Origin of the sequence: Vibrio sp. SCSIO 43136 (genome assembly GCF_023716565.1) — a bacterium.
Lineage (GTDB): Bacteria > Pseudomonadota > Gammaproteobacteria > Enterobacterales > Vibrionaceae > Vibrio.
In genome coordinates, this window is sequence record NZ_CP071848.1 from 1,417,323 (window position 1) to 1,437,507 (window position 20,185).

17 protein-coding genes are annotated in these 20,185 nt (G+C 46.5%); 11 read left to right on the forward strand and 6 right to left on the reverse strand.

Features of this window, described 5'->3' with window-relative positions; genetic code table 11:
- Window positions 1-175 precede the first annotated feature (175 nt).
- The 4 genes from J4N39_RS06630 (at window position 176) to J4N39_RS06645 (ending at window position 4,462) form a co-directional block, all read left to right on the forward strand.
- Window positions 176-1,771: a sensor histidine kinase gene (locus tag J4N39_RS06630; protein WP_252023293.1), complete on the forward strand. Its 1,596-nt coding sequence runs from the start codon at window positions 176-178 to the stop codon at window positions 1,769-1,771.
- Window positions 1,764-2,450, forward strand: a complete 687-nt coding sequence (locus J4N39_RS06635) for a response regulator (RefSeq protein ID WP_252023295.1) — start codon at window positions 1,764-1,766, stop codon at window positions 2,448-2,450. The genes J4N39_RS06630 and J4N39_RS06635 overlap by 8 nt, the downstream gene beginning before the upstream one ends.
- 63 nt (window positions 2,451-2,513) lie before the next feature.
- Window positions 2,514-3,482: an ABC transporter substrate-binding protein gene (locus tag J4N39_RS06640; RefSeq protein ID WP_252023297.1), complete on the forward strand. Its 969-nt coding sequence runs from the start codon at window positions 2,514-2,516 to the stop codon at window positions 3,480-3,482.
- Window positions 3,428-4,462 carry an ABC transporter substrate-binding protein gene (locus J4N39_RS06645; protein ID WP_252023299.1) on the forward strand — a complete coding sequence of 345 codons (1,035 nt, stop codon included), beginning with the start codon at window positions 3,428-3,430 and terminating at the stop codon, window positions 4,460-4,462. The genes J4N39_RS06640 and J4N39_RS06645 overlap by 55 nt, the downstream gene beginning before the upstream one ends.
- 49 nt (window positions 4,463-4,511) lie before the next feature.
- On the opposite strand, the gene J4N39_RS06650 is transcribed toward J4N39_RS06645, so the two are convergent.
- The 6 genes from J4N39_RS06650 to J4N39_RS06675 form a co-directional block, all read right to left on the reverse strand.
- The gene (locus tag J4N39_RS06650; RefSeq protein ID WP_252023301.1) at window positions 4,512-6,059 is read right to left on the reverse strand and encodes a tripartite tricarboxylate transporter permease; all 1,548 of its coding nucleotides are present in this window, start codon (window positions 6,057-6,059) and stop codon (window positions 4,512-4,514) included.
- Window positions 6,060-6,069: 10 nt separating this feature from the next.
- A complete protein-coding gene (locus J4N39_RS06655) occupies window positions 6,070-6,549 on the reverse strand; it encodes a tripartite tricarboxylate transporter TctB family protein (RefSeq protein WP_252023303.1) in 480 nt (159 codons plus the stop codon).
- A 154-nt stretch (window positions 6,550-6,703) separates the two neighbouring features.
- A complete protein-coding gene (locus J4N39_RS06660) occupies window positions 6,704-7,675 on the reverse strand; it encodes a tripartite tricarboxylate transporter substrate binding protein (RefSeq protein ID WP_252023305.1) in 972 nt (323 codons plus the stop codon).
- Window positions 7,676-7,937: 262 nt separating this feature from the next.
- Entirely contained in the window at window positions 7,938-8,120 is a 183-nt protein-coding gene (locus tag J4N39_RS06665) for a hypothetical protein (protein WP_252023306.1), read from the reverse strand.
- Between the two features lie 190 nt (window positions 8,121-8,310).
- On the reverse strand, window positions 8,311-10,071 hold the full coding sequence (locus tag J4N39_RS06670; protein WP_252023308.1) for a methyl-accepting chemotaxis protein: 1,761 nt from the start codon (window positions 10,069-10,071) through the stop codon (window positions 8,311-8,313).
- Complete coding sequence (locus J4N39_RS06675) at window positions 10,071-10,541, reverse strand: NanQ anomerase/TabA/YiaL family protein (protein WP_252023310.1); 471 nt, start codon at window positions 10,539-10,541, stop codon at window positions 10,071-10,073. The genes J4N39_RS06670 and J4N39_RS06675 overlap by 1 nt, the downstream gene beginning before the upstream one ends.
- Before the next feature lie 345 nt (window positions 10,542-10,886).
- Here J4N39_RS06675 and J4N39_RS06680 point away from each other — a divergent pair, with 345 nt between their 5' ends.
- The 7 genes from J4N39_RS06680 (at window position 10,887) to J4N39_RS06710 (ending at window position 20,185) form a co-directional block, all read left to right on the forward strand.
- Entirely contained in the window at window positions 10,887-11,603 is a 717-nt protein-coding gene (locus J4N39_RS06680; RefSeq protein WP_252023312.1) for a GntR family transcriptional regulator, read from the forward strand.
- Window positions 11,600-12,499, forward strand: coding sequence for a methylisocitrate lyase (gene prpB / locus J4N39_RS06685; protein ID WP_252023314.1), 900 nt, complete (start codon window positions 11,600-11,602; stop codon window positions 12,497-12,499). Before J4N39_RS06680 ends, prpB begins: the two co-directional genes overlap by 4 nt.
- Before the next feature lie 82 nt (window positions 12,500-12,581).
- A complete protein-coding gene (gene prpC, locus J4N39_RS06690; protein ID WP_252023316.1) occupies window positions 12,582-13,712 on the forward strand; it encodes a bifunctional 2-methylcitrate synthase/citrate synthase in 1,131 nt (376 codons plus the stop codon).
- A 147-nt stretch (window positions 13,713-13,859) separates the two neighbouring features.
- A complete protein-coding gene (gene acnD / locus J4N39_RS06695; RefSeq protein ID WP_252023318.1) occupies window positions 13,860-16,469 on the forward strand; it encodes a Fe/S-dependent 2-methylisocitrate dehydratase AcnD in 2,610 nt (869 codons plus the stop codon).
- 9 nt (window positions 16,470-16,478) lie between these two features.
- A complete protein-coding gene (gene prpF, locus J4N39_RS06700) occupies window positions 16,479-17,663 on the forward strand; it encodes a 2-methylaconitate cis-trans isomerase PrpF (RefSeq protein WP_252023319.1) in 1,185 nt (394 codons plus the stop codon).
- A 56-nt stretch (window positions 17,664-17,719) separates the two neighbouring features.
- Window positions 17,720-19,600, forward strand: coding sequence for a propionyl-CoA synthetase (locus tag J4N39_RS06705; RefSeq protein ID WP_252023321.1), 1,881 nt, complete (start codon window positions 17,720-17,722; stop codon window positions 19,598-19,600).
- Between the two features lie 111 nt (window positions 19,601-19,711).
- Window positions 19,712-20,185: a GNAT family N-acetyltransferase gene (locus tag J4N39_RS06710; protein WP_252023323.1), complete on the forward strand. Its 474-nt coding sequence runs from the start codon at window positions 19,712-19,714 to the stop codon at window positions 20,183-20,185.

Consider the following 20,185-nt stretch of genomic DNA (forward strand, 5'->3'; position numbering starts at 1 on the left):
TTTTTCATGACTTTCTCGTGCAAAATTTCAAATTAGAGTATTAACTCTAATTTATACCTCAAACCTATGCCTCAGTGCAATAAATTGATCAGTACGGCGGCTTTTTCTGTCATGGCTCTCGGAAAAACTGTAACAAGTTTGTTAACGTCATGGTGTCAGCGAAAGGAGAGTAGATGTGACATGGAATCAGTTGAGCTTTCGGCACAGGTTGTTGATTATCATGACGCTTTCAGGACTAGTGGAGCTATTGGTCCTCACCTGGGCAGGGTTTGCCTATATTAAACATTCTCAACAATTGGAAATGGGTGAAAAAGCGTTGGGGATTGCCCAGTTTCTTGCTCAAACTCCCGCAGTTGTTGAAATGGTTGAGAAAAAACAACCCAATCCAATGCCGGTCAAACTTGATAATTTGACCAACCTAATTGGCGCAACTTTTATCGTGCTTGGGGACCAAGATGGCATTCGCTTGACCCACCCGATCAAAGAGCGTGTTGGAAAACCGATGAAAGGCGGTGACAACGTTCGAGCTCTGGTGCATGGAGAGTCGTACGTCTCGTTTGCTGAAGGTTCTTTGGGCAAGTCTGTACGTGGCAAAACACCAGTATTCGATGGGCACGGCAATATAATTGGTGTTATCTCCGTTGGTTATCTTCTAGATTCTCTTCAAGACAGAATTGAGCCTTACCTCGCGTTTCTTATTGCGATGGCGCTGCTGGTGGTCGTGGCCAATGGTGTACTTTCCAACTATTTATCAAGAAGGTTCCAGCGCGCAATACTTGGATTTGAACCAGAAGAACTCGCACGTTTGTACGTTGAGCAGGATGTGACTATGAGTACCATCCGAGAAGGGATATTGAGCGTAGATAAAGCGGGAGTGATACGTTCAATCAATAAGAGTGCTTGTGAAATCCTAGGGATTGATCAATTTAGAGTTTTAAATAAGCCCATCACACAGGTGTTGCCGAGTAGCGATTTGATGACGGTGTTGGCAACCAAGCAGCCTCAAGTAGATGTAGAGTTGCGCCTCAACGGACACCATGTAGTTGCAAACCGCAACCCTATTTTTGTCGAAGGTGAAGTGGTGGGTGTGGTCTCTAGTTTCCGCCCGAAAGATGAGATAACTGAACTCACTAAGAAGCTTGCTCAAACAAGGCAATACGCAGACATGCTGCGGTCGCAAACCCATGAACATCGAAATAAGTTGAACACCATTAGTGGCTTAGTGCAATTGGGTGAAACAGACACGGTCCAACAGTTGATAGGACAAGAGACTGAACGTTATCAGTCGTTGATAGGTGTAATTCGAGAAACCATTAAAGATCCATTAGTGGCAGGGTTGTTGCTCGGTAAGTCCGAGCGAGCGGGTGAGCTCGGGGTGAATTTGCGAATTGACCAAGAGTCGCACCTCGACCCACTCACCACCTTACGCTCCGATGACCTAGTGACAGTTTTAGGTAACTTGATCGATAACGGGTTTGAAGCACTGCTGCACAGCCAGCACAGTAAAGACCTAATGGTGTCGATTAGTGACTATGGCACTGATGTTATTTTGGAAGTTGAAGACAATGGCTGCGGCTGGCCTGAAGATATGAGTGAAGCGCAACTGTTTGAGCGTGGTGTTACCAGCAAACAAGGGGCAGATAGAGGTGTAGGTTTGCATTTGGTGCGCCAGATTGTCGACAAATACCATGGAAATATTGAGATAGGTGAACGCAAGCCAAATGGGGCACGAATTACCGTTTATCTGTCCAAGGAAGGAAACAATGACTAGTACAACCCGAGTGATGATTGTGGAAGATGATATGGCGCTGGCAGAGGTACATCGGCGCTATCTCGAACAAATTGGCGGTTATGACGTGGTAGGCCTTGCAACGTCTGAGCAAGAGGCGTTGATGCAACTTGATGTCATTCAGCCGGAATTGGTATTGCTCGACGTATACCTGCCTGACGGCAATGGGCTTAATATTTTACGAGAGATCCGCCAACTGCAGCAGCCAAGTGACATCATCCTAATCACTGCCGCCCGTGATGTAGATACCTTGCAGGAGGCCATGCGCGGTGGTGTGGTTGATTATCTGCTCAAACCCGTGATGTTTCCGCGTCTAGAAGCAGCACTGACTAAATTTCAGCAACAGCGCAATAAACTGGATATGGCATCAGGATTAGATCAGAGTTTAGTCGACACTATGATGCAAACCAGTGCTGATAAACAGCCCCAATCGATACGCCTACCAAAGGGCATTGATGCGGTAACGTTGGATAAGATCCGAGCACTGTTTAACAACAACACAAAGCTAACTGCTGATGAAGCAGGAACAAATATTGGGGCCAGTCGCACCACTGCTCGTCGTTATCTTGAATACCTCATTACTAGCGGCGAACTCGAAGCCGATGTGTTGTATGGCAGTGTTGGCCGTCCCGAGAGAACCTATAAAAAGTTACTTCGCTAGCTCAAAATCACTTAGCTTGTTCTACACTGACAATATAAGAAAAACTTCTTATTGGAGAGTAAGATGAGTTGGATTGTGCGTGGACTAGCTATGATGGTGTTATTGCTTTCACAGCAGGTTTTAGCCAAAAATCTGGTTTTTATCCATAGCTACCACTTTGAGTATCCTTGGGTAGGTGAATATCGTATTGGTTTTTTGAACAGTATCGATGAAGTCACCATCCACGATTTCCAGATGGATACTAAGCGTAAGCCTGCCAGTGAGTTTGAAGCGATCGCAGATCAAGCGTGGAAGTTTATCGAATCCAAAAATGCCGATCTTGTCCTGTTGGCCGATGACAACGCCTTAAAATTCTTGGGCCCACGACTTGTCAGTAAAGAGATTCCCTTTATATTTTTAGGGATCAATGCCAATCCGAGAAACTATATTCCCATCACGAGTGTCTCTTCAGGGGTGTTAGAGCGTCCTTTGCTGAAGCGTTCAGTGTTTATGGTCAATAAAGTGATTCCAGGCGTTAAGCGAGTCTTGGTGCTCATGGATAGCGCTCACACGTCCAATGCGATCATCGAAACGGCCTTTAACAACAAGATGAAGCAAGATGTACTCGGGATCTACGTAGAAACACGTAAAACTGAGGATTTTGCAACCTGGCAGCGAGAAATTGTCGATAGTGAAGCAAACGGGTTTGATGCGGTGATTATCGCCAACTACGCAGCACTGTCCGATGTTCATGGTCAAAACGTCTCTCTTGATGATGTTAGCGAATGGACGAGCAAAAATACCCCATTGCCTCTATTTGCGTTTTGGTCATACTCAGTTGGGGAAAACAAAGCCGTCGGTGGTCTGAGTATTAGCGCACTGGAGCAGGGGATTACTGCGGCTGAGCAGGCCAATGAGTTTTTGCGCAGCGGTACTATGCCCCCGATAATCACTCCTAAACGAGGTGCGTTTATTTTCAGCCGTTCTGAGCTGGCGAAATGGGGGTTAGAGTTACCCGAAGACATTCTGTCGAAAGCGGTGTTGAAGGATTGAGGATGATTATGGTGAGATTAAGGATACTGCTTGGATTGATACTCATCACCTCCTTTGCTGAGGCGAAAACCGTGTCATTTATCCACAGCTATCATCAAGAATATTTGTGGGTAAAAGAGTACAGACAAGGCTTTTTCGATTATTTGGCTGAAGGCATCACCGTAGATGAATTTGAGATGGATACTAAACGCCGTCATAGCTTAGAAGATTTAAAAGTTGCCCAGCTTTCCGCTATCGAATACCTAAAAAACAGTTCGTCTGATCTAGTGATTTTATCTGACGACAATGCTCTCAACTATCTTGGTCGATACGTGCAAGCGAATAATATTCCTTTGTTGTTTTCAGGTATCAATGCAAATCCTCGAGATTATGTGGACGTAAACTCTCTCACCAGTGGCGTATTGGAGAGGCCACTATTGAGGCGTTCGGTAAGCTTAATTCGAAAATTTGCACCTTCGCTAAAAAAAGTAAAAGTGTTGATGGATGATTCCCCTTCTTCGCAAGCGATACTAAGTACCTCTTTTGGTGGGAGAGCTTCTCAAAAAATTGCAGGTGTGGTCATAGATGGTGTAATGCTGCCTTCATTTGAAGCTTGGAAGTCAGAGGTGAATACAGCTTCGACAGAGGGGTATGACGCAATCTTATTACTTGTCTATTCTCGTTTGGATGGCGAGGATGGAAGTGGTGCAGTGCCGGTGAAAGATGTTGACACATGGACCAGTAAGCATGCGGGACTACCAGTATTTGGGACATGGGAGTTTTCTGTAGGCAAGGGGCGAACGATTGGGGGCTTTTGCTTGAGCGGTTATGAACAAGGCAAGGCGCTTGCTTTGCAAGCTAATCGTTACTTTTCCTCGGGTAAAATGCCAACCATAGTGACACCAGAAAAGGGCAAATTTGTTTTTAGTCGAACCGAGTTAGAACGTTGGCAAATTGAGCTGCCCGCTAGTATTCAAAATATTGCGGTCTATCATGAATAACGAAGGGAGCAAATTTGCTCCCTTCGATTTTTATTACCTTTTATCGCTTTTAGTGATCGACTTGGTTTGGATTCCCTGTGTCTACCATGTTGCGCTTTTTATAGCTTTGGATTATTCGGGTGATCACGGGGGAAGCGAGTACTGCGATAGCAAGTACAGTAAACACCGCTGTAATAGGGCGCTCCCATAGGAAACTCAATTCACCATCACTGATCATCAGCGCTCTTCGCAGGTTCTCCTCCATTAGCCCTCCTAAAATAAAGCCCAGCAGTAATGGTGCTAATGGGAAGTTAGCCAGTCTTAGCATGATTGCAGCCATAGCAATCAACAGCATGATAAAAACATCGACAGTATTGAAAGAAACCAAATACACGCCAGTAATAGAGAAAAACAAAATCATTGGCAGCAATACGGTTCTTGGTACCGCTAATAGTTTAGAAATATATGGAATGAGCGGCAGGTTCAAGATGACCAGCACGATGTTGCCAAAGTACATCGAGATGATCACTGACCAAAACACGTCCGGATGATCGACAAACAAGCGAGGTCCAGGTTGAATTCCGTAAGCAATCAGCGCACCTAGCATGATCGCTGTAGTACCAGAGCCTGGGATACCCAGTGTGAGCAGTGGGACGAAAGAGCCGCTTGATGCTGCGTTGTTGGCAGACTCTGGTGCTACTAATCCACGAATACTGCCTTTTCCGAACTCCTCACGCTTTTCTTTTGGCGCAAGGTTACGCTCCATGCCATAGCTGAGAAATGCTGCGATTGTCGCCCCAGCACCGGGTAATACCCCAGTAAAGAAACCAACAATCGATGAGCGAATAGAAACTGGTGCAACTTCTTTGACCTCTTCCTTGGTCACCTTCATGCTGCCAATATTGGCCATCTGCTCATTTTCTTGATTGCGGGTGTCTTGCTCTGGCTTCAAAATGCCCATTAACGTTTCACCTAATGCGAAAGTCGCCATTGCTAGTAGCAAGAAACTAAAGCCATCAATTAGGTCAGTTAACCCAAAGGTAAACCTTTCTACACCGACGCCTTTGTCTATGCCGACCGTCGAGAGCATTAACCCAAGTATCGTCATCATCCATGCTTTAAGCACCTGACCTTTGCCTGCAAATGCGGCCACGGCGGATAGACCAAGTAACATTAATGCAAAGTAGTCAGAAGACTGAAAACTCAGTGATACAGATGCAAGTGCAGGGGCTGCAACAAGCAGCATAATGGCGGATAAGGTTCCACCAGTGAAAGAAGAGTAGGCAGCCAGCGCAAGTGCTTTACCTGCCTGTCCTTTTTGTGCCATTGGGTAGCCATCAAATGCGGTGACTACAGTCGACGAGCAACCTGGGGCATTGATTAAAATAGAAGAAGTTGAACCACCAAATACAGCGCCGTAATAAACACCCGCCATCAAAATCAGGCCAGATGCGGGGTCGAGGCCATAGCTGATAGGGATCATTAGGGCGATTGCCGATATTGGACCAAGCCCCGGAAGCATACCAATGAAGGTGCCAACAAAACAGCCGATCACCACCATCATGATATTCATTGGCATGATAGCGGTGGACAATCCAGATAAAATTCCATCTAACATCTTGATTCTCCTACCAAGCGTTAAAGATAATGCCCGGCTCTAGATAGATATCCAGTCCTTGGGTCAATAGTAGATAAAAAGCGGTAACAAACGGGAACGATGCGCCAAACAGTATCGATTTCCGACGCTCACCTAACAGGTAAAAACCTGCGAGCAAAAATAGACTTGTTGCGAGTAGGAAGCCTAAGTAGGTTAATCCCAACCCGTAAAGCGCCATCAAGACTAAAAATGAAATCAGCAGTTTCCAGTTAAAATCCAACACAGCACCAGTCTCTTCATCAGGCTTGGCTGTAATGATTAGAGCCAAAGCAAGCAGTGACCCAACAATGGACAAAATGGTTGGTAAGGTTCGAGCAGTAAAAGGTTCGTACTCATCACCGGGAAACATCGGGATAAGGCTGGTTTGGTAACCGTAGGTAAGACAAACTACCAAAAAGATAATTGCTCCCACTCGGTCACGACATAAAAGTTGGGTGGGCTGCTTGGTCATATTAGGCTCCTAAACAGTGGAAAAAGTCCGCCAAGGACGAGTTCTAGAGGCATTTGCTCAAAAACTGAAAGGAGAGTGTCGGATAGAACAAGCGATGGGGATCGTTGCTATCGTCCTTGGCGGAAAACTGAATCATTGCGTGTCGAAAAGTTTCTTACTTCAAGAAACCAAGCTCGCGCATTAAATTGCCCATCACAGTCTCTTGCTCTTCAAGGAACTTGTAGAACTCCTGATCAGGTTTGTAGCTGTCAATCCAACCGTTACGATCTCTAACAGTGGCCCATTGCTGAGTCTTGTACATCTTGGTGAGGGCGTCATTGTACTCATCAATTTTGGCTTGGCTCGTGCCCGGGGCTGCAAAGAATCCACGCCAGTTTGCAAATACAGTGTTATTGCCATATTCGGTAAGTGTTGGAATATCAGGAGCGGCTGGTAGACGTTTAGGTGCGGTGACTGCGAGGATTTTCACTTGCCCACTTTTCGACATCTCTAGCACTTCACCAAGACCAGTCGAGAGCAGTTGCGTTTCACCTGACAATAACGCTGCCAGCGCTTTACCACCTGCATCAAAGGAGATGTAACGCACCGCTTTAGCATCAAAGCCTTCACCTTTAAATGCAGCTGCGACGACAAGGTGGTCCATGCTTCCGCGCGCTGAGCCCCCAGCGATTTTAACGCTGCGTGGGTTTTCTTTAAAATCAGCGACAACGTCTTCCCATGTTTCATACTTTGAGCCAGGTTTTGCAACGATAGCGCCGTAGTCAGCGATAGTTGCAGCCACTGGAGTTAAGTCTCGGAAAGACTGAGGGAAGATACCTGTTAATGAACGCACCACAATCGGGGTTGAATTCACCATCAAGGTGTCTTCTTGGCGTTCTGCTGTTTCAATGAGGTGGGCAATGGCTTTACCGCCGCCGCCGCCAGATAGATTTTGGAAAGATACGTTTTCTACGATGTCTGATTTTATCAGTGCGTCACCTGTACCTCGGGCAGTCATATCCCAACCACCACCAGCACCACCTGGGATCAAGAAATGGATTTTCTCAATATCTGCGGCGTTGGCAGAGAAAGATACAACACCTGCAATTAGTGCTGCCAGTAGGGTAGGTTTTGTCTGTTTCAACATGTCACGTTCCTTATGTGGACTAGGCCTTGTTAGCCATCACTGCGAAAAGTCTGGGAGCAGGGGCTAAGGTTTTTAGTTATCTCTCGCTTGAGGCGATAGTGATTAACATAAGTGCAACAAATGGGGTTGGCTAGTTAGAGAACGTAATGGCAATAAACAACAAAACTTTCATTTTGTTCATAAAGTTCACCGGCCACGAAGGACCGGTGAGAGTTGGGAGCATAAAACTGTGGAGCAGTTTTAAGGTTTACATAGCGATCTATTAGTTTGGGAAGCGGCGGTGCGAACGATGGCTTTGACCAGTCGATGCCACCAGAACCTCCTTAAAGTGCTGGTTAAGATTTTGGTGTGAATGACGACCTGTAGCAGGACAAGAGGTACTGTACTTGCCTTTGTCTACAATTGGTTTTGCGATAAGTATTGCGTTAAATAGTTGGTCCGACATATCTGTGACTCCGAAGATTAAAACTAATTATATTTTTCTTTTAGTTAATCAAGAGATATGCCAAAACTTAAGTTATTGTTATTTGTGAATATTTTAGTTTTTGGTGCTACCAGCGTGCACTAGATTGAAACAGTTGTTGGGCTAAATGAGTGCAAGAGAGCCGATGAGAGCTCTCTTGCGATAGTGGGTGCTAACGCAGTTTAAATTGGGTAACTATATCTGCTAGCTGGCACTGAGTGGTGTTTAGGTGAATAGCACTCTCTTGAGTCGAATCACTGTGATAATTGAGCTGTTCAATCATGGATTGTAACTTGCTCATAATCTGATTGATCTCATCACTCACTGTATTTTGTTCGCTTGCGGCCAATGAAATGCTAGACGCCAGTTGGTCGATCTCTTGTACAGAGGTAGAGACCACTTCCAACGCTGTGCGCACTTCCTCAGTACGCCGGTTTGCAAGTTGGCATCCTGTTCGAGTCGCTTCCATCCCGAATACCACCTCTTCGCTACCTTGATGCAATTTGGCAAGCATATCTTGGATCTCAAAAGTACTAGATTGAGTGCGGGCGGCAAGCGAACGCACTTCATCGGCGACCACCGCAAAACCTCGGCCCTGCTCACCAGCACGAGCGGCTTCAATGGCTGCGTTGAGCGCCAACAGATTCGTTTGTTCAGCAATTTCGCCAATGACAGAGAGCACTTTTCCTATGGTTTGCGTCTCTTGGTTCATGTGGTGGACGGCGTGCTCCATTTTTTCGACTTCTATTGTCAGGTTTTCGACGCTGCTGATAGCACTACTTACCGCCTGGTGTGAGCGCTCGACTTCACTACTGGCTTGGTTGGTGAGTTGTGCGGCCACGTTTGCACTGCTAGCGACTGCATCGGCACTTTGGCTCATTTGCGCTACCGCCGCCGCAGCTTGCTCGGTTTCTGTGGTGTGATTGAGCAATATCTGTTGGCTAGCTTGCGTCTGTTGAGAAAGCTGGTTCGTTTGGGTGTTGATTTGGCTTTCAGCATCTTTAACCGATATCAGTAATGTTTGCAGTTTTTCGATAAACAGATTGATACTTTGGCTTATCTTTCCTAAATCGTCTTGAGAGCGGACAATTAGACGTTTGGTAAGATCGCTATCACCTTGGGCAAGGTCGGTCACTATGTCTCTCAATGAAGCAATGGGTTTCATAGTCAGGTGCAACATGAGTACGCTGATAGGAATAATGCCCAGTGCTGCGCTCAATAGGCTAAGAGTAATGCCTTGATTAATTTTGGCGACATTTTGTTGGATCGCTTGTTGATCAATGTAACCTGTCAGCATCCAATCATGGTCATGTACGCGAATCGTATTTTGAAATGCGGTGAGGTCGCCATCAATTTTATTGGTAAAAACCACGGCTTGGTGTTGGTCTTTAAGCTCTAGAAAGCTTCCTGCGACGGTCATATCTTCAAGTTTTTTGGTCAAGGTGTTTAGGTTAATCACAAACATATCGGCAGCCCCTTCCGAGTGACGAACTGTTATTGCAAGGTGAGGGGCGTCATTAAGTCGATAGATATTGCTAACTGAGAGCTTATCTGTTGAAGCTGCAAATCGAGCGCTGATGTCTTGGGAGTGCGTCGAAGCGCTAAGTTCGCCATGACGATCAAAAATCATTCCGTATGAAAGCTTGTAGATCTGTTCAAAATCAGTGCTTTCCAGTAGTGCTTCTATATTGGTTAGTTTCACCGTTAAGCTTTGAGCTAGTAGAATTTTTTGCTCGATACTTTCTGAAAGCACGTCTCGTATTACGTTGAGTTGACTCTCGATATGGCTTTGCTCGTTTACCTTGATGTAATCGCTAATAAAGTAGTTAGCACTGATGTTGGAGGTGGTAATGGTTCCCGCAACAATACAGAACACCACAATGAGCAATTTGATTTTGAATCCAATGCGTTGAAGTGAATTAGCTATCATCATTAAACCTCGACCAAAGCACGATCAATTTTAATTACCGCTTTTTTTACTCGATTAGGGGTATCTTTTGCGAGCATCGGACGATGTGGTTGGTTTGGGTAAAAGACCATAAACTCGTTAGGACTCAGAGTATAAAACCGTTCATTCTCTACCTGTGATGTATAGGCTACATCTTTCTCTCTTAGTTTTACCTCCTCTAGTGCACAAGGGGCTATGGGGCTAAAACCATAGGTTTCTTGCCCTTCAAGAACAATTTGCACATCAATAAATTTGTGGTGGATTTCAGCGCGTGTTTGTTCAAACGGTTTGGTTTGCTCTTCGACAATAAAGTAAAAGCTGTTTAAGTGGCGGATGGTGTAGTGCCCAACTCGTGCTGAGTTCTTTAGTCGCTGTTTTACATCATTGATGATGTCGATGATTTTTTCGGGGAGATCTGAGCTTTTGTCAAACTGGTCTAACTGATAAATCGTCATCTTATTTACCTTGTGCGCGCTGTTTATCGAAGGTTTTTGATGGTAAAACGGCCGAAATTTCTCTCAAGCAGGAGAGAGAGAAACATCGCCAGAACTCTCGAAGATTCTCAATGTGGGTGACTTAGATCACAGGAAGTAATGTGAGTTTAGACTGATAAACTCAGGCAGGTTTGTTGACAACATATAAAGTGGATTTTATTTGAATTTGCTTGTATTCCATTTAAAGCATTGAAATATAAATAATTAATTTGGTTTATATAAACTGCCTCAAAGATTGCAAATTAGACCTTGGTATAAATTGTCGACAATCTGCTTGAAATTCGACCTTTGAATGGCGTATGTTAAATGTACGTTATCGAGATGTGTGAATTTGCTATGAATGACTTCAATCTAGAGAAGGAAAACACTAAATCAGAAAACCTCACGGGGTATTTGATTGAGGCCATTGTCGAAGGGCAGATCCCTGCGGGAAGCAAAATTTCTGAGCCAGAGTTAGCGAAACGATTTTCTGTGAGCCGTGGGCCATTACGCGAAGCAATGATGCGATTGGAGGGGTTAGGCTTGATTGAGCGAATCCCCCATGTTGGTGCCAGAGTCATCACTATCTCTAGCGAGCATTTGGTAGAACTTTACAGTGTACGTGAAGCCTTAGAAGGAATGGCGGCAAGACTTGCGGCGACCAACATCACTGATGCAGAGCTGACTTCTCTTGAGAAATTGTTAAACAAGCACTCAAGCCATATCGATGAAGTTGAAGGGAAGTCTTACTTCCATCAACACGGTGACTTTGATTTCCACTATCGCATCATTAAAGCCAGCCGCAATTCAAAACTTGTCTCACTGCTTTGTGATGAGTTGTATCAACTGCTGCGTATGTATCGCTACCAATCACCGCGTTCCCACTCTCGTCCTAATGAAGCGTTGGACGAACACAAACAGATTTTAAAAGCCATCCGCAATAAAGATGCAGAACTTGCAGAAATGCTGATGCGCCGCCACATCGCAGGCAGTCGCCTGTTGATTCAAAACCAAATTGAAGAGCAAAAGGAGAATGCCTCATGACTCTATTGCCGGGTGCAAAGTTTAGACTTGCCGTGAAAGAAAATGATCCGCTACAAATTGTCGGCACCATCAACCCGTACTGCGCCATGATGGCCGAACGTCTTGGACATCAAGCGATTTACTTGTCTGGCGGTGGCATCGCTAACGCTTCTTATGGTTTACCTGATTTGGGCATCACCACACTTAACGATGTCTTGGTGGATGTAGAACGTATTACTAATGCTTCGTCGGTCCCTTTGCTGGTGGATATCGATACTGGTTTTGGTGGGGCATTTAATATTGGTCGTACGATTAAAGCGATGGAAAAAGCAGGCGCTGCGGCGGTACATATGGAAGACCAAGTGGCCCAAAAACGCTGTGGGCACCGCCCGAATAAAGCGATTGTGAGCCAGCAAGAGATGGTTGATCGAGTCAAAGCCGCCGTTGATGCACGTAATAATGATGACTTTGTGATCATGGCTCGTACCGATGCTTTGGCGGTTGAAGGCATGAATAGTGCGATTGAACGAGCGATTGCTTGTGTAGAAGCAGGCGCAGATATGATCTTCCCTGAAGCGATGAATGAGCTTGGTCAATATCAAGAGTTTTCAACCGCACTGCAATCGGCGTGTGGGCGACACGTGCCAATTCTTGCCAATATTACTGAGTTTGGCCAAACCCCGCTGTATGGAACGCAAGAGCTAGCGCAAAGCAATGTCGATATGGTGCTTTATCCACTCAGTGCTTTCCGAGCAATGAATAAAGCGGCTGAAAACGTCTATAAGCACTTGCTTGCTGTCGGTAACCAAGAAGCATTGGTCGATAGCATGCAAACTCGCGCTGAGCTATACGACTATCTAAATTACCACGACTATGAGCAGAAACTTGACCAGCTGTTTAGTCAAGATAAGCAATAAGTCGACACTATAAAAACTATATTCCAATTAACGTGAAACTAGCAGGTGGCAACGCCACCTGAAACCTGAGAAGGAACTCCTCATGTCAGATAAAAAACTTGGTGGCGCAGGATTACGTGGTCAAAGTGCTGGTAGCACTGCGCTATGTACTGTTGGTAAAACAGGCACAGGTCTTACTTATCGTGGTTACGATATTACTGACCTTGCAGAGAATGCGCAGTTTGAAGAAGTCGCTCATTTGCTATTGCGTGGCCATTTGCCAACACAAGCTGAGCTGGATGACTACAAAACACGCCTAGTTGGGTTACGTGGACTGCCTGCGGACCTAAAGCAAGCACTAGAGTTGATCCCAGCTTCGGCGCACCCGATGGATGTGATGCGTACCGGTTGTTCAATGCTGGGCAACTTAGAACAAGAGATGGACTTTTCTGAGCAACAAGATGCGACTGAAAGAATGTTGGCACTTTTCCCAGCCATCATCTGCTACTGGTATCGCTTCAGCCACGATGGCGTTCGAATAGATACTGAAGATCAAAGTGAAGACTCTATCGGTGGCTATTTCCTGAAGTTGCTGACTGACAAAGCCCCATCTCAGCTGCATAAGCAGGTAATGCACTGTTCGCTTATTTTGTACGCAGAGCATGAGTTTAATGCATCTACCTTCTCAGCACGCGTGTGTGCATCGACTTTGTCTGACATTCATTCTTGTATCTCAGGTGCAATTGGTACTTTGCGTGGACCTCTCCATGGTGGTGCCAATGAAGCAGCGATGGACATGATCGAAAATTGGCAGACGCCAGATGAAGCAGAAGCTGGAATCATGCAGATGCTAGAAAACAAAGACAAGATCATGGGCTTTGGTCATGCAATTTATCGTGAAAGTGACCCACGCAATGCACTTATCAAACGTTGGTCAAAAGAGCTATCAGACGCAGTCGGTGATACGCATCTTTACGCCGTCTCAGAGCGAGTAGAGTCAGTAATGAAACGTGAGAAGGGCTTGTTCTGTAATGCTGATTTCTTCCATGCATCGGCCTATCACTTTATGGACATTCCAACCAAATTGTTTACGCCTATTTTCGTAATGAGCCGTTTGACGGGCTGGGCTGCACACGTATACGAACAGCGTGCCAACAACCGAATCATTCGCCCGAGTGCAGATTACACCGGTCCTGAGCATCAAGATTGGTTGCCAATCGACCAGCGTGGCTGATCAGAAATAGCCATAAATAGCGATACCCAATAAAAATCAAATACTCAGGGTATCGCTTAGCCTCCAGCATTCGTTGTTGGACCCTCATTCACCAAGACGTTGCGACTTCCTCCAACGTCTATGGTTTGCCCTACATGGATGAAAGATATGAGCACATATTCAATCAATACCCAGTACAAGAAAACACTGGCAGGCACCAATCTAGAATATTTTGATACCCGTGAAGCGGTCAATGCAATCTCAGAAGGTGCCTATGAGAAACTACCTTACACTTCTCGCATACTGGCGGAAAACTTAGTCCGTCGATGTGAGCCAGAAGCGTTAACCGATTCACTTAAACAGCTTATTGAACGCAAGCAAGATCTAGATTTTCCTTGGTATCCAGCCCGAGTGGTATGTCATGACATACTTGGTCAAACTGCACTTGTCGATCTTGCTGGCCTAAGAGATGCCATTGCCGACCAGGGAGGTGACCCTGCCAAAGTGAACCCTGTGGTTGAAACTCAGCTGATTGTTGATCACTCATTGGCGGTAGAGCATGGCGGCTTTGATAAAGATGCTTTTGATAAAAACCGAGCCATTGAAGAGCGTCGCAATGAAGACCGATTCCACTTTATTGAGTGGTGTAAAACCGCATTTGAGAACGTAAGCGTAATCCCTGCGGGCAACGGCATCATGCACCAAATCAATCTAGAAAAAATGTCGCCAGTTATTCAAACCAAACAAGGCATTGCTTACCCAGATACCTGTGTTGGTACTGATAGCCACACGCCCCACGTTGATGCCCTCGGTGTGATAGCGATTGGTGTCGGTGGTTTGGAAGCTGAAACCGTAATGCTTGGTCGACCTTCGATGATGCGACTGCCAGATATTGTTGGTGTCAAACTCACAGGTAAACGACAGCCGGGTATTACAGCAACGGATATCGTACTAGCCATTACAGAGTTCTTACGCCAAGAACGAGTTGTCTCAGCTTATTTGGAGTTCTTTGGTGAAGGTGCGAGAGATCTGACTATTGGTGATCGAGCGACTATCTCAAATATGACGCCAGAGTATGGTGCGACGGCAGGCATGTTCTATATCGATGAACAAACCATCAACTACCTAAAACTGACTGGACGCGACGCGCAGCAGGTAGAGTTGGTGGAGAATTATGCTAAAACAACGGGCCTTTGGGCGGACGATCTTGAAACTGCGCAATACGAGCGAGTACTAGAGTTTGACCTATCGAGCGTCGAACGAAACCTAGCAGGTCCGTCAAATCCACATCGCCGCTTACCGACGGCTGAACTGACTCAGCAGGGTATCGCTGGTGAGTGGACGCCTGTAGATTCAGATAATAACAAAGAAACCATGCCTGATGGTGCGGTGATAATCGCTGCAATTACCTCCTGTACTAACACCAGTAACCCTCGCAATGTGGTTGCTGCGGGTTTGTTGGCTAAAAAAGCCAATGAACTGGGTCTTGTTCGTCAGCCATGGGTGAAAACTTCTTTTGCTCCGGGCTCTAAAGTTGCCAAACTTTATTTAGAAGAAGCAGGTCTATTGCCAGAGCTGGAAAAACTAGGCTTTGGAATCGTGGGCTATGCATGTACCACTTGTAATGGTATGAGTGGTGCGTTGGACCCTAAGATTCAGCAAGAGATCATCGACAGAGACCTTTATTCCACGGCGGTACTTTCCGGTAACCGTAACTTTGATGGCCGAATCCACCCTTATGCTAAGCAAGCATTCTTAGCCTCTCCACCACTGGTTGTGGCTTATGCTTTGGCGGGCACAATTCGTTTTGATATCGAGCGCGATGCCCTAGGTGCTGATGCCTCTGGCAAACCGATCTACTTAAATGACTTATGGCCAAGCGATGAAGAAATCGATGCTGTGGTTAATCAACATGTTAAGCCAGAGCAGTTTAATCAAGTTTACATCCAGATGTTTAAACTCGATGACGATTTAGCGAAAAGCAATCCGCTTTACGATTGGCGAGCAAAAAGTACTTATATTCGCCGCCCACCTTATTGGGAAGGGGCGTTAGCGGGCGAGCGTACGCTTTCCGGAATGCGACCACTAGCAGTGTTGGGCGACAATATCACTACAGACCACTTGTCTCCATCTAATGCCATCTTGGCCAGCAGTGCTGCGGGTGAATACCTTGCCAAGATGGAAGTGCCGGAGGAAGACTTCAATTCCTACGCCACTCACCGTGGCGATCACTTGACGGCTCAGCGCGCAACGTTTGCTAACCCTAAGTTATTCAATGAGATGGTTAAAGAAAACGGTGAAACCGTGCAAGGTTCGTTGGCACGTATCGAGCCAGAGGGCCAAGTGACCCGCATGTGGGAAGCCATTGAAACCTATATGAACCGCAAACAGCCACTAATCATTGTTGCTGGTGCGGACTATGGACAGGGCTCTTCTCGCGACTGGGCGGCAAAAGGTGTGCGACTGGCGGGCGTAGAAGCCATCGTTGCACAAGGGTTTGAGCGCATCCACCGCACTAACTTGGTTGGCATGGGCGTCCTGCCATTGGAATTTAAATCGGGTACCGATAGAAACACTTTGGCATTAGATGGCTCTGAGACCTACGACGTGGTTGGGGATATCAAGCCGCGAGCTGATCTAGCGTTGATTATTACTCGACGCAATGGTGAGAAGCTGGATGTACAAGTCACTTGTCGTTTGGATACTGCCGATGAAGTGAGCGTGTATAAGGCCGGTGGTGTGCTGCAGCGATTTGCGCAAGATTTCTTGGCGCAGTAAGGGGGCGTGATGAGCTTTTTACCACAAATGAAAGTGCCAGCGACATATATGCGTGGTGGTACCAGCAAAGGCGTGTTTTTTAATTTAGCGGATCTTCCCAAAGAGGCACAAGTTGCTGGGAAGGCAAGAGATGCACTTCTGCTGAGAGTGATTGGTAGCCCTGACCCTTACGCTAAGCAGATAGACGGCATGGGCGGAGCAACATCAAGTACCAGCAAAACTGTCATTGTTTCTAAGAGTGATAAGCCGGGTCACGATGTCGATTACCTCTTTGGTCAAGTCTCGATTGATAAAGCATTTGTAGACTGGAGCGGAAACTGTGGAAACCTGTCTGCGGCGGTTGGGCCGTTTGCCATCCACAGTGACTTGGTTGATGAGAGCAAAATTCCACAAAACGGGATTGTGGAAGTCAAGGTTTGGCAGGCTAACATCCACAAATCGATCGTAGTGCACGTACCGATTAGTAATGGACAAGTTCAAGAGGTTGGGGATTTTGAGCTTGATGGCGTGACCTTTCCCGCCGCGGAAATTCAAGTGGATTTCATGGACCCTGCTGACAGCGACGGTTCGATGTTTCCAACAGGCAATTTGGTGGATGACCTTGAAGTGCCAGAGTTAGGTGTTTTGAACGCCACCATGATCAACGCTGGGATTCCGACCATTTTTGTGGATGCCAGTGCGATAGGTTACACGGGGAAAGAGCTGCAAGATGATATCAATAGCAACCCAGAAGCCTTGGCCGTTTTTGAGTCCATCCGTGCCCATGGTGCGCTAAAGATGGGCTTGATTGACGAGCTAGAGCAAGCAGCCACCCGACAACACACACCTAAAGTTGCCTTTGTGGCAAAGGCTCAATCTCATGAGACCTCTAGCGGTAAACAAGTAGGTGCGGATGAAGTTGACGTGATGGTGCGTGCTTTGTCGATGGGGAAATTGCACCACGCAATGATGGGAACTGCGGCGGTGGCGATTGCTTCTGCTGCGTGTGTCCCCGGTACTTTAGTTAACCTTGCTGCCGGAGGTGGTGAGAGGGAATCAGTGAATTTTGGCCACCCGTCAGGGTCGCTTAAAGTCGGAGCAAGTGCGACTCATGGCGATACTGGTTGGGTGGTGGAGAAAGCGAGCATGAGCCGAAGCGCTCGAATTTTAATGGAAGGCTGGGTACGTGTACCTAGCGATACATGTCTGCCTTGAGGTGCAAACGCACTCACGATGTCTTGGCACTAGTGTAGATTCATGGAGGGGAGCCTGTGACTACCTACGAGCAACAATATCAACTGAGCAAACAACAGCCTGAAGAATTTTGGGCGCAACAAGCAAAGCAGCTGGATTGGTTTACATTTCCACAAACCATACTGGCGAAAGATGACAACGGAATAGAGCGCTGGTTTGTCGATGGGGAGCTTAATACCTGTTGGCTTGCGCTTGATTACCACGCCGAACAAGGTCGTGGAGATCAAGTGGCGATGATTTATGACTCGCCAGTCACATCGACCAAACAAACCTACACCTATCTTGAATTGCAGCAACGTGTGGCTAAAGTTGCTGGCATGTTGGCGAATCAAGGGGTAGAGAAGGGCGACCGAGTCATCATTTATATGCCTATGATCCCTGAAGCTGCAATGGCGATGTTAGCCTGTGCACGTTTAGGGGCGATACATTCGGTGGTCTTTGGTGGTTTTGCCCCGAATGAACTGGCAGTTCGTATAGAAGATGCAGAGCCTAAAGTGATCATGACCGCTTCTTGTGGCATTGAAGTGAATAAGGTACTGCCGTATAAGCCCCTGGTTGACAGAGCGATCATGGACAGTCGCTGGAAGCCAGAAAGAGTGTTGGTATGGCAACGCCAAGAATCTATCGCAGAGCTTGATGGCAGTCGAGATTTAGATTGGCGCCAAGCTGAGCAGTTTGCGATGCCTCACGACTGTGTGCCTGTGAAAGCCACAGATCCACTCTATATCCTTTACACCAGCGGCACCACGGGGAAACCTAAGGGGGTGGTCAGGGATAATGGTGGTCATGCGGTGGCAATGAAATACTCCATGAGTGCTATTTATGATATTGCTCAAGATGGTGTGTTTTGGGCGGCATCGGATGTCGGTTGGGTAGTAGGACATTCATATATTGTCTATGCACCACTGATTCATGGATGCACCACTATTTTGTACGAAGGAAAGCCAGTAAAAACACCAGATCCGGGTGCATTTTGGCGAGTGTGTGAAGAGTATAAGGTTGATGCTCTATTCTCGGCGCCAACGGCTTTCCGAGCCATTAAGAAAGAAGACCCAGACGGCCTGTTGGTCGACAAGTACGATCTGTCCGGATTAAAAACCATCTTCATGGCAGGTGAGCGTTTAGACCCGCCAACTCTTGAGTGGGTGCAGACTCAAACCAGTAAACCTGTTATTGATCACTGGTGGCAGACGGAGACAGGCTGGGCAATTGCAGGGAACCCAACAGGTATAGAGTTGATGCCTGTCAAAGCAGGCTCCGCAACCAAGCCGATCCCGGGTTACCAAGTTGAAGTGCTCAATGAACTTGGTGAGCCAGTAGGGCCGAACCAGCAAGGGTATGTAGCTTTAAAACGCCCACTACCACCGAGCTGTTTACCAACGGTATGGCGTAATCACGATCGGTTTGAATCGGGTTATTTGAGCCAATTTGACGGTTACTACGTGTCTGGAGACGGCGGGTATTTTGATGACGAGGGCTACTTATTCATCATGGGTCGCATCGATGACGTGATTAATGTTGCGGGTCACCGCTTGTCGACAGGTGAAATGGAAGAGATCGTTGGCGGGCATCCAGCCATTGCTGAATGTGCTGTGATCGGTGTCCACGATGAGCTCAAAGGGCAGATGCCATTGGGTTTGGTGGTCTTAAAAGATGGCGTGCAAGTGGATGAGCACGACCTCGAGGATCAATTGGTCAGCAAAGTCCGAGGGGAGATTGGTGCGGTGGCCTGTTTCAAGCAAGCGCTAGTGGTGGACCGATTACCTAAGACTCGCTCAGGTAAGATCTTGCGCCGAGTGATACGCCAAATCGCCGATGGCGAATCTTATTCAGTGCCATCAACTATTGATGACCCAACCAGCTTGAACGAACTAGAAAGAGTGTTGCACCACGATTGATTCAAAAACACACTATAAAAGCATTTAGTAACGTTAATTTAAGCCCCATTGTTGGGGCTTTTTTTATTTATGCGTATGATGGCGTAAGCATCAAACAATAAAATAGCGACCATGAAAGATATAACTATTCGAGCGGCTCGGTTGGATGATCTCGAAGCTCTTAACCAAATGATGTATGACTTGCATGATTTCCATCATCAAGCTAACCCGGCTCTGTTCAAAACGGCCCACGATGTCGAACAAGAAAAAAGTATTGCTCGATATTTAGACCATCCTGAGTGCTTTGTCTTTGTCGCACAAACTGACCAATTAGTAGGTTTTATCAGTGGTCACTTCTGTGAGTTGATGTCGCCTATCGTTGAGCCTGTTCAAATGGGGAGCATAGATGAGATGTTCGTCGTATCTAACCATCGTAACCAAGGCGTCGCTCAGCTACTTTTTGATAGGATTCAGCAGTCATTCATCGATTGCGGTGTAGAGCAGCTATTTGTGGAGGCTTGGGACTTCAATCAACCTGCACTTGGTTTCTACAAAAAATCCGGATTCATCAATCACATTCACTACCTAAGAAAGCCTCTTGTTTAA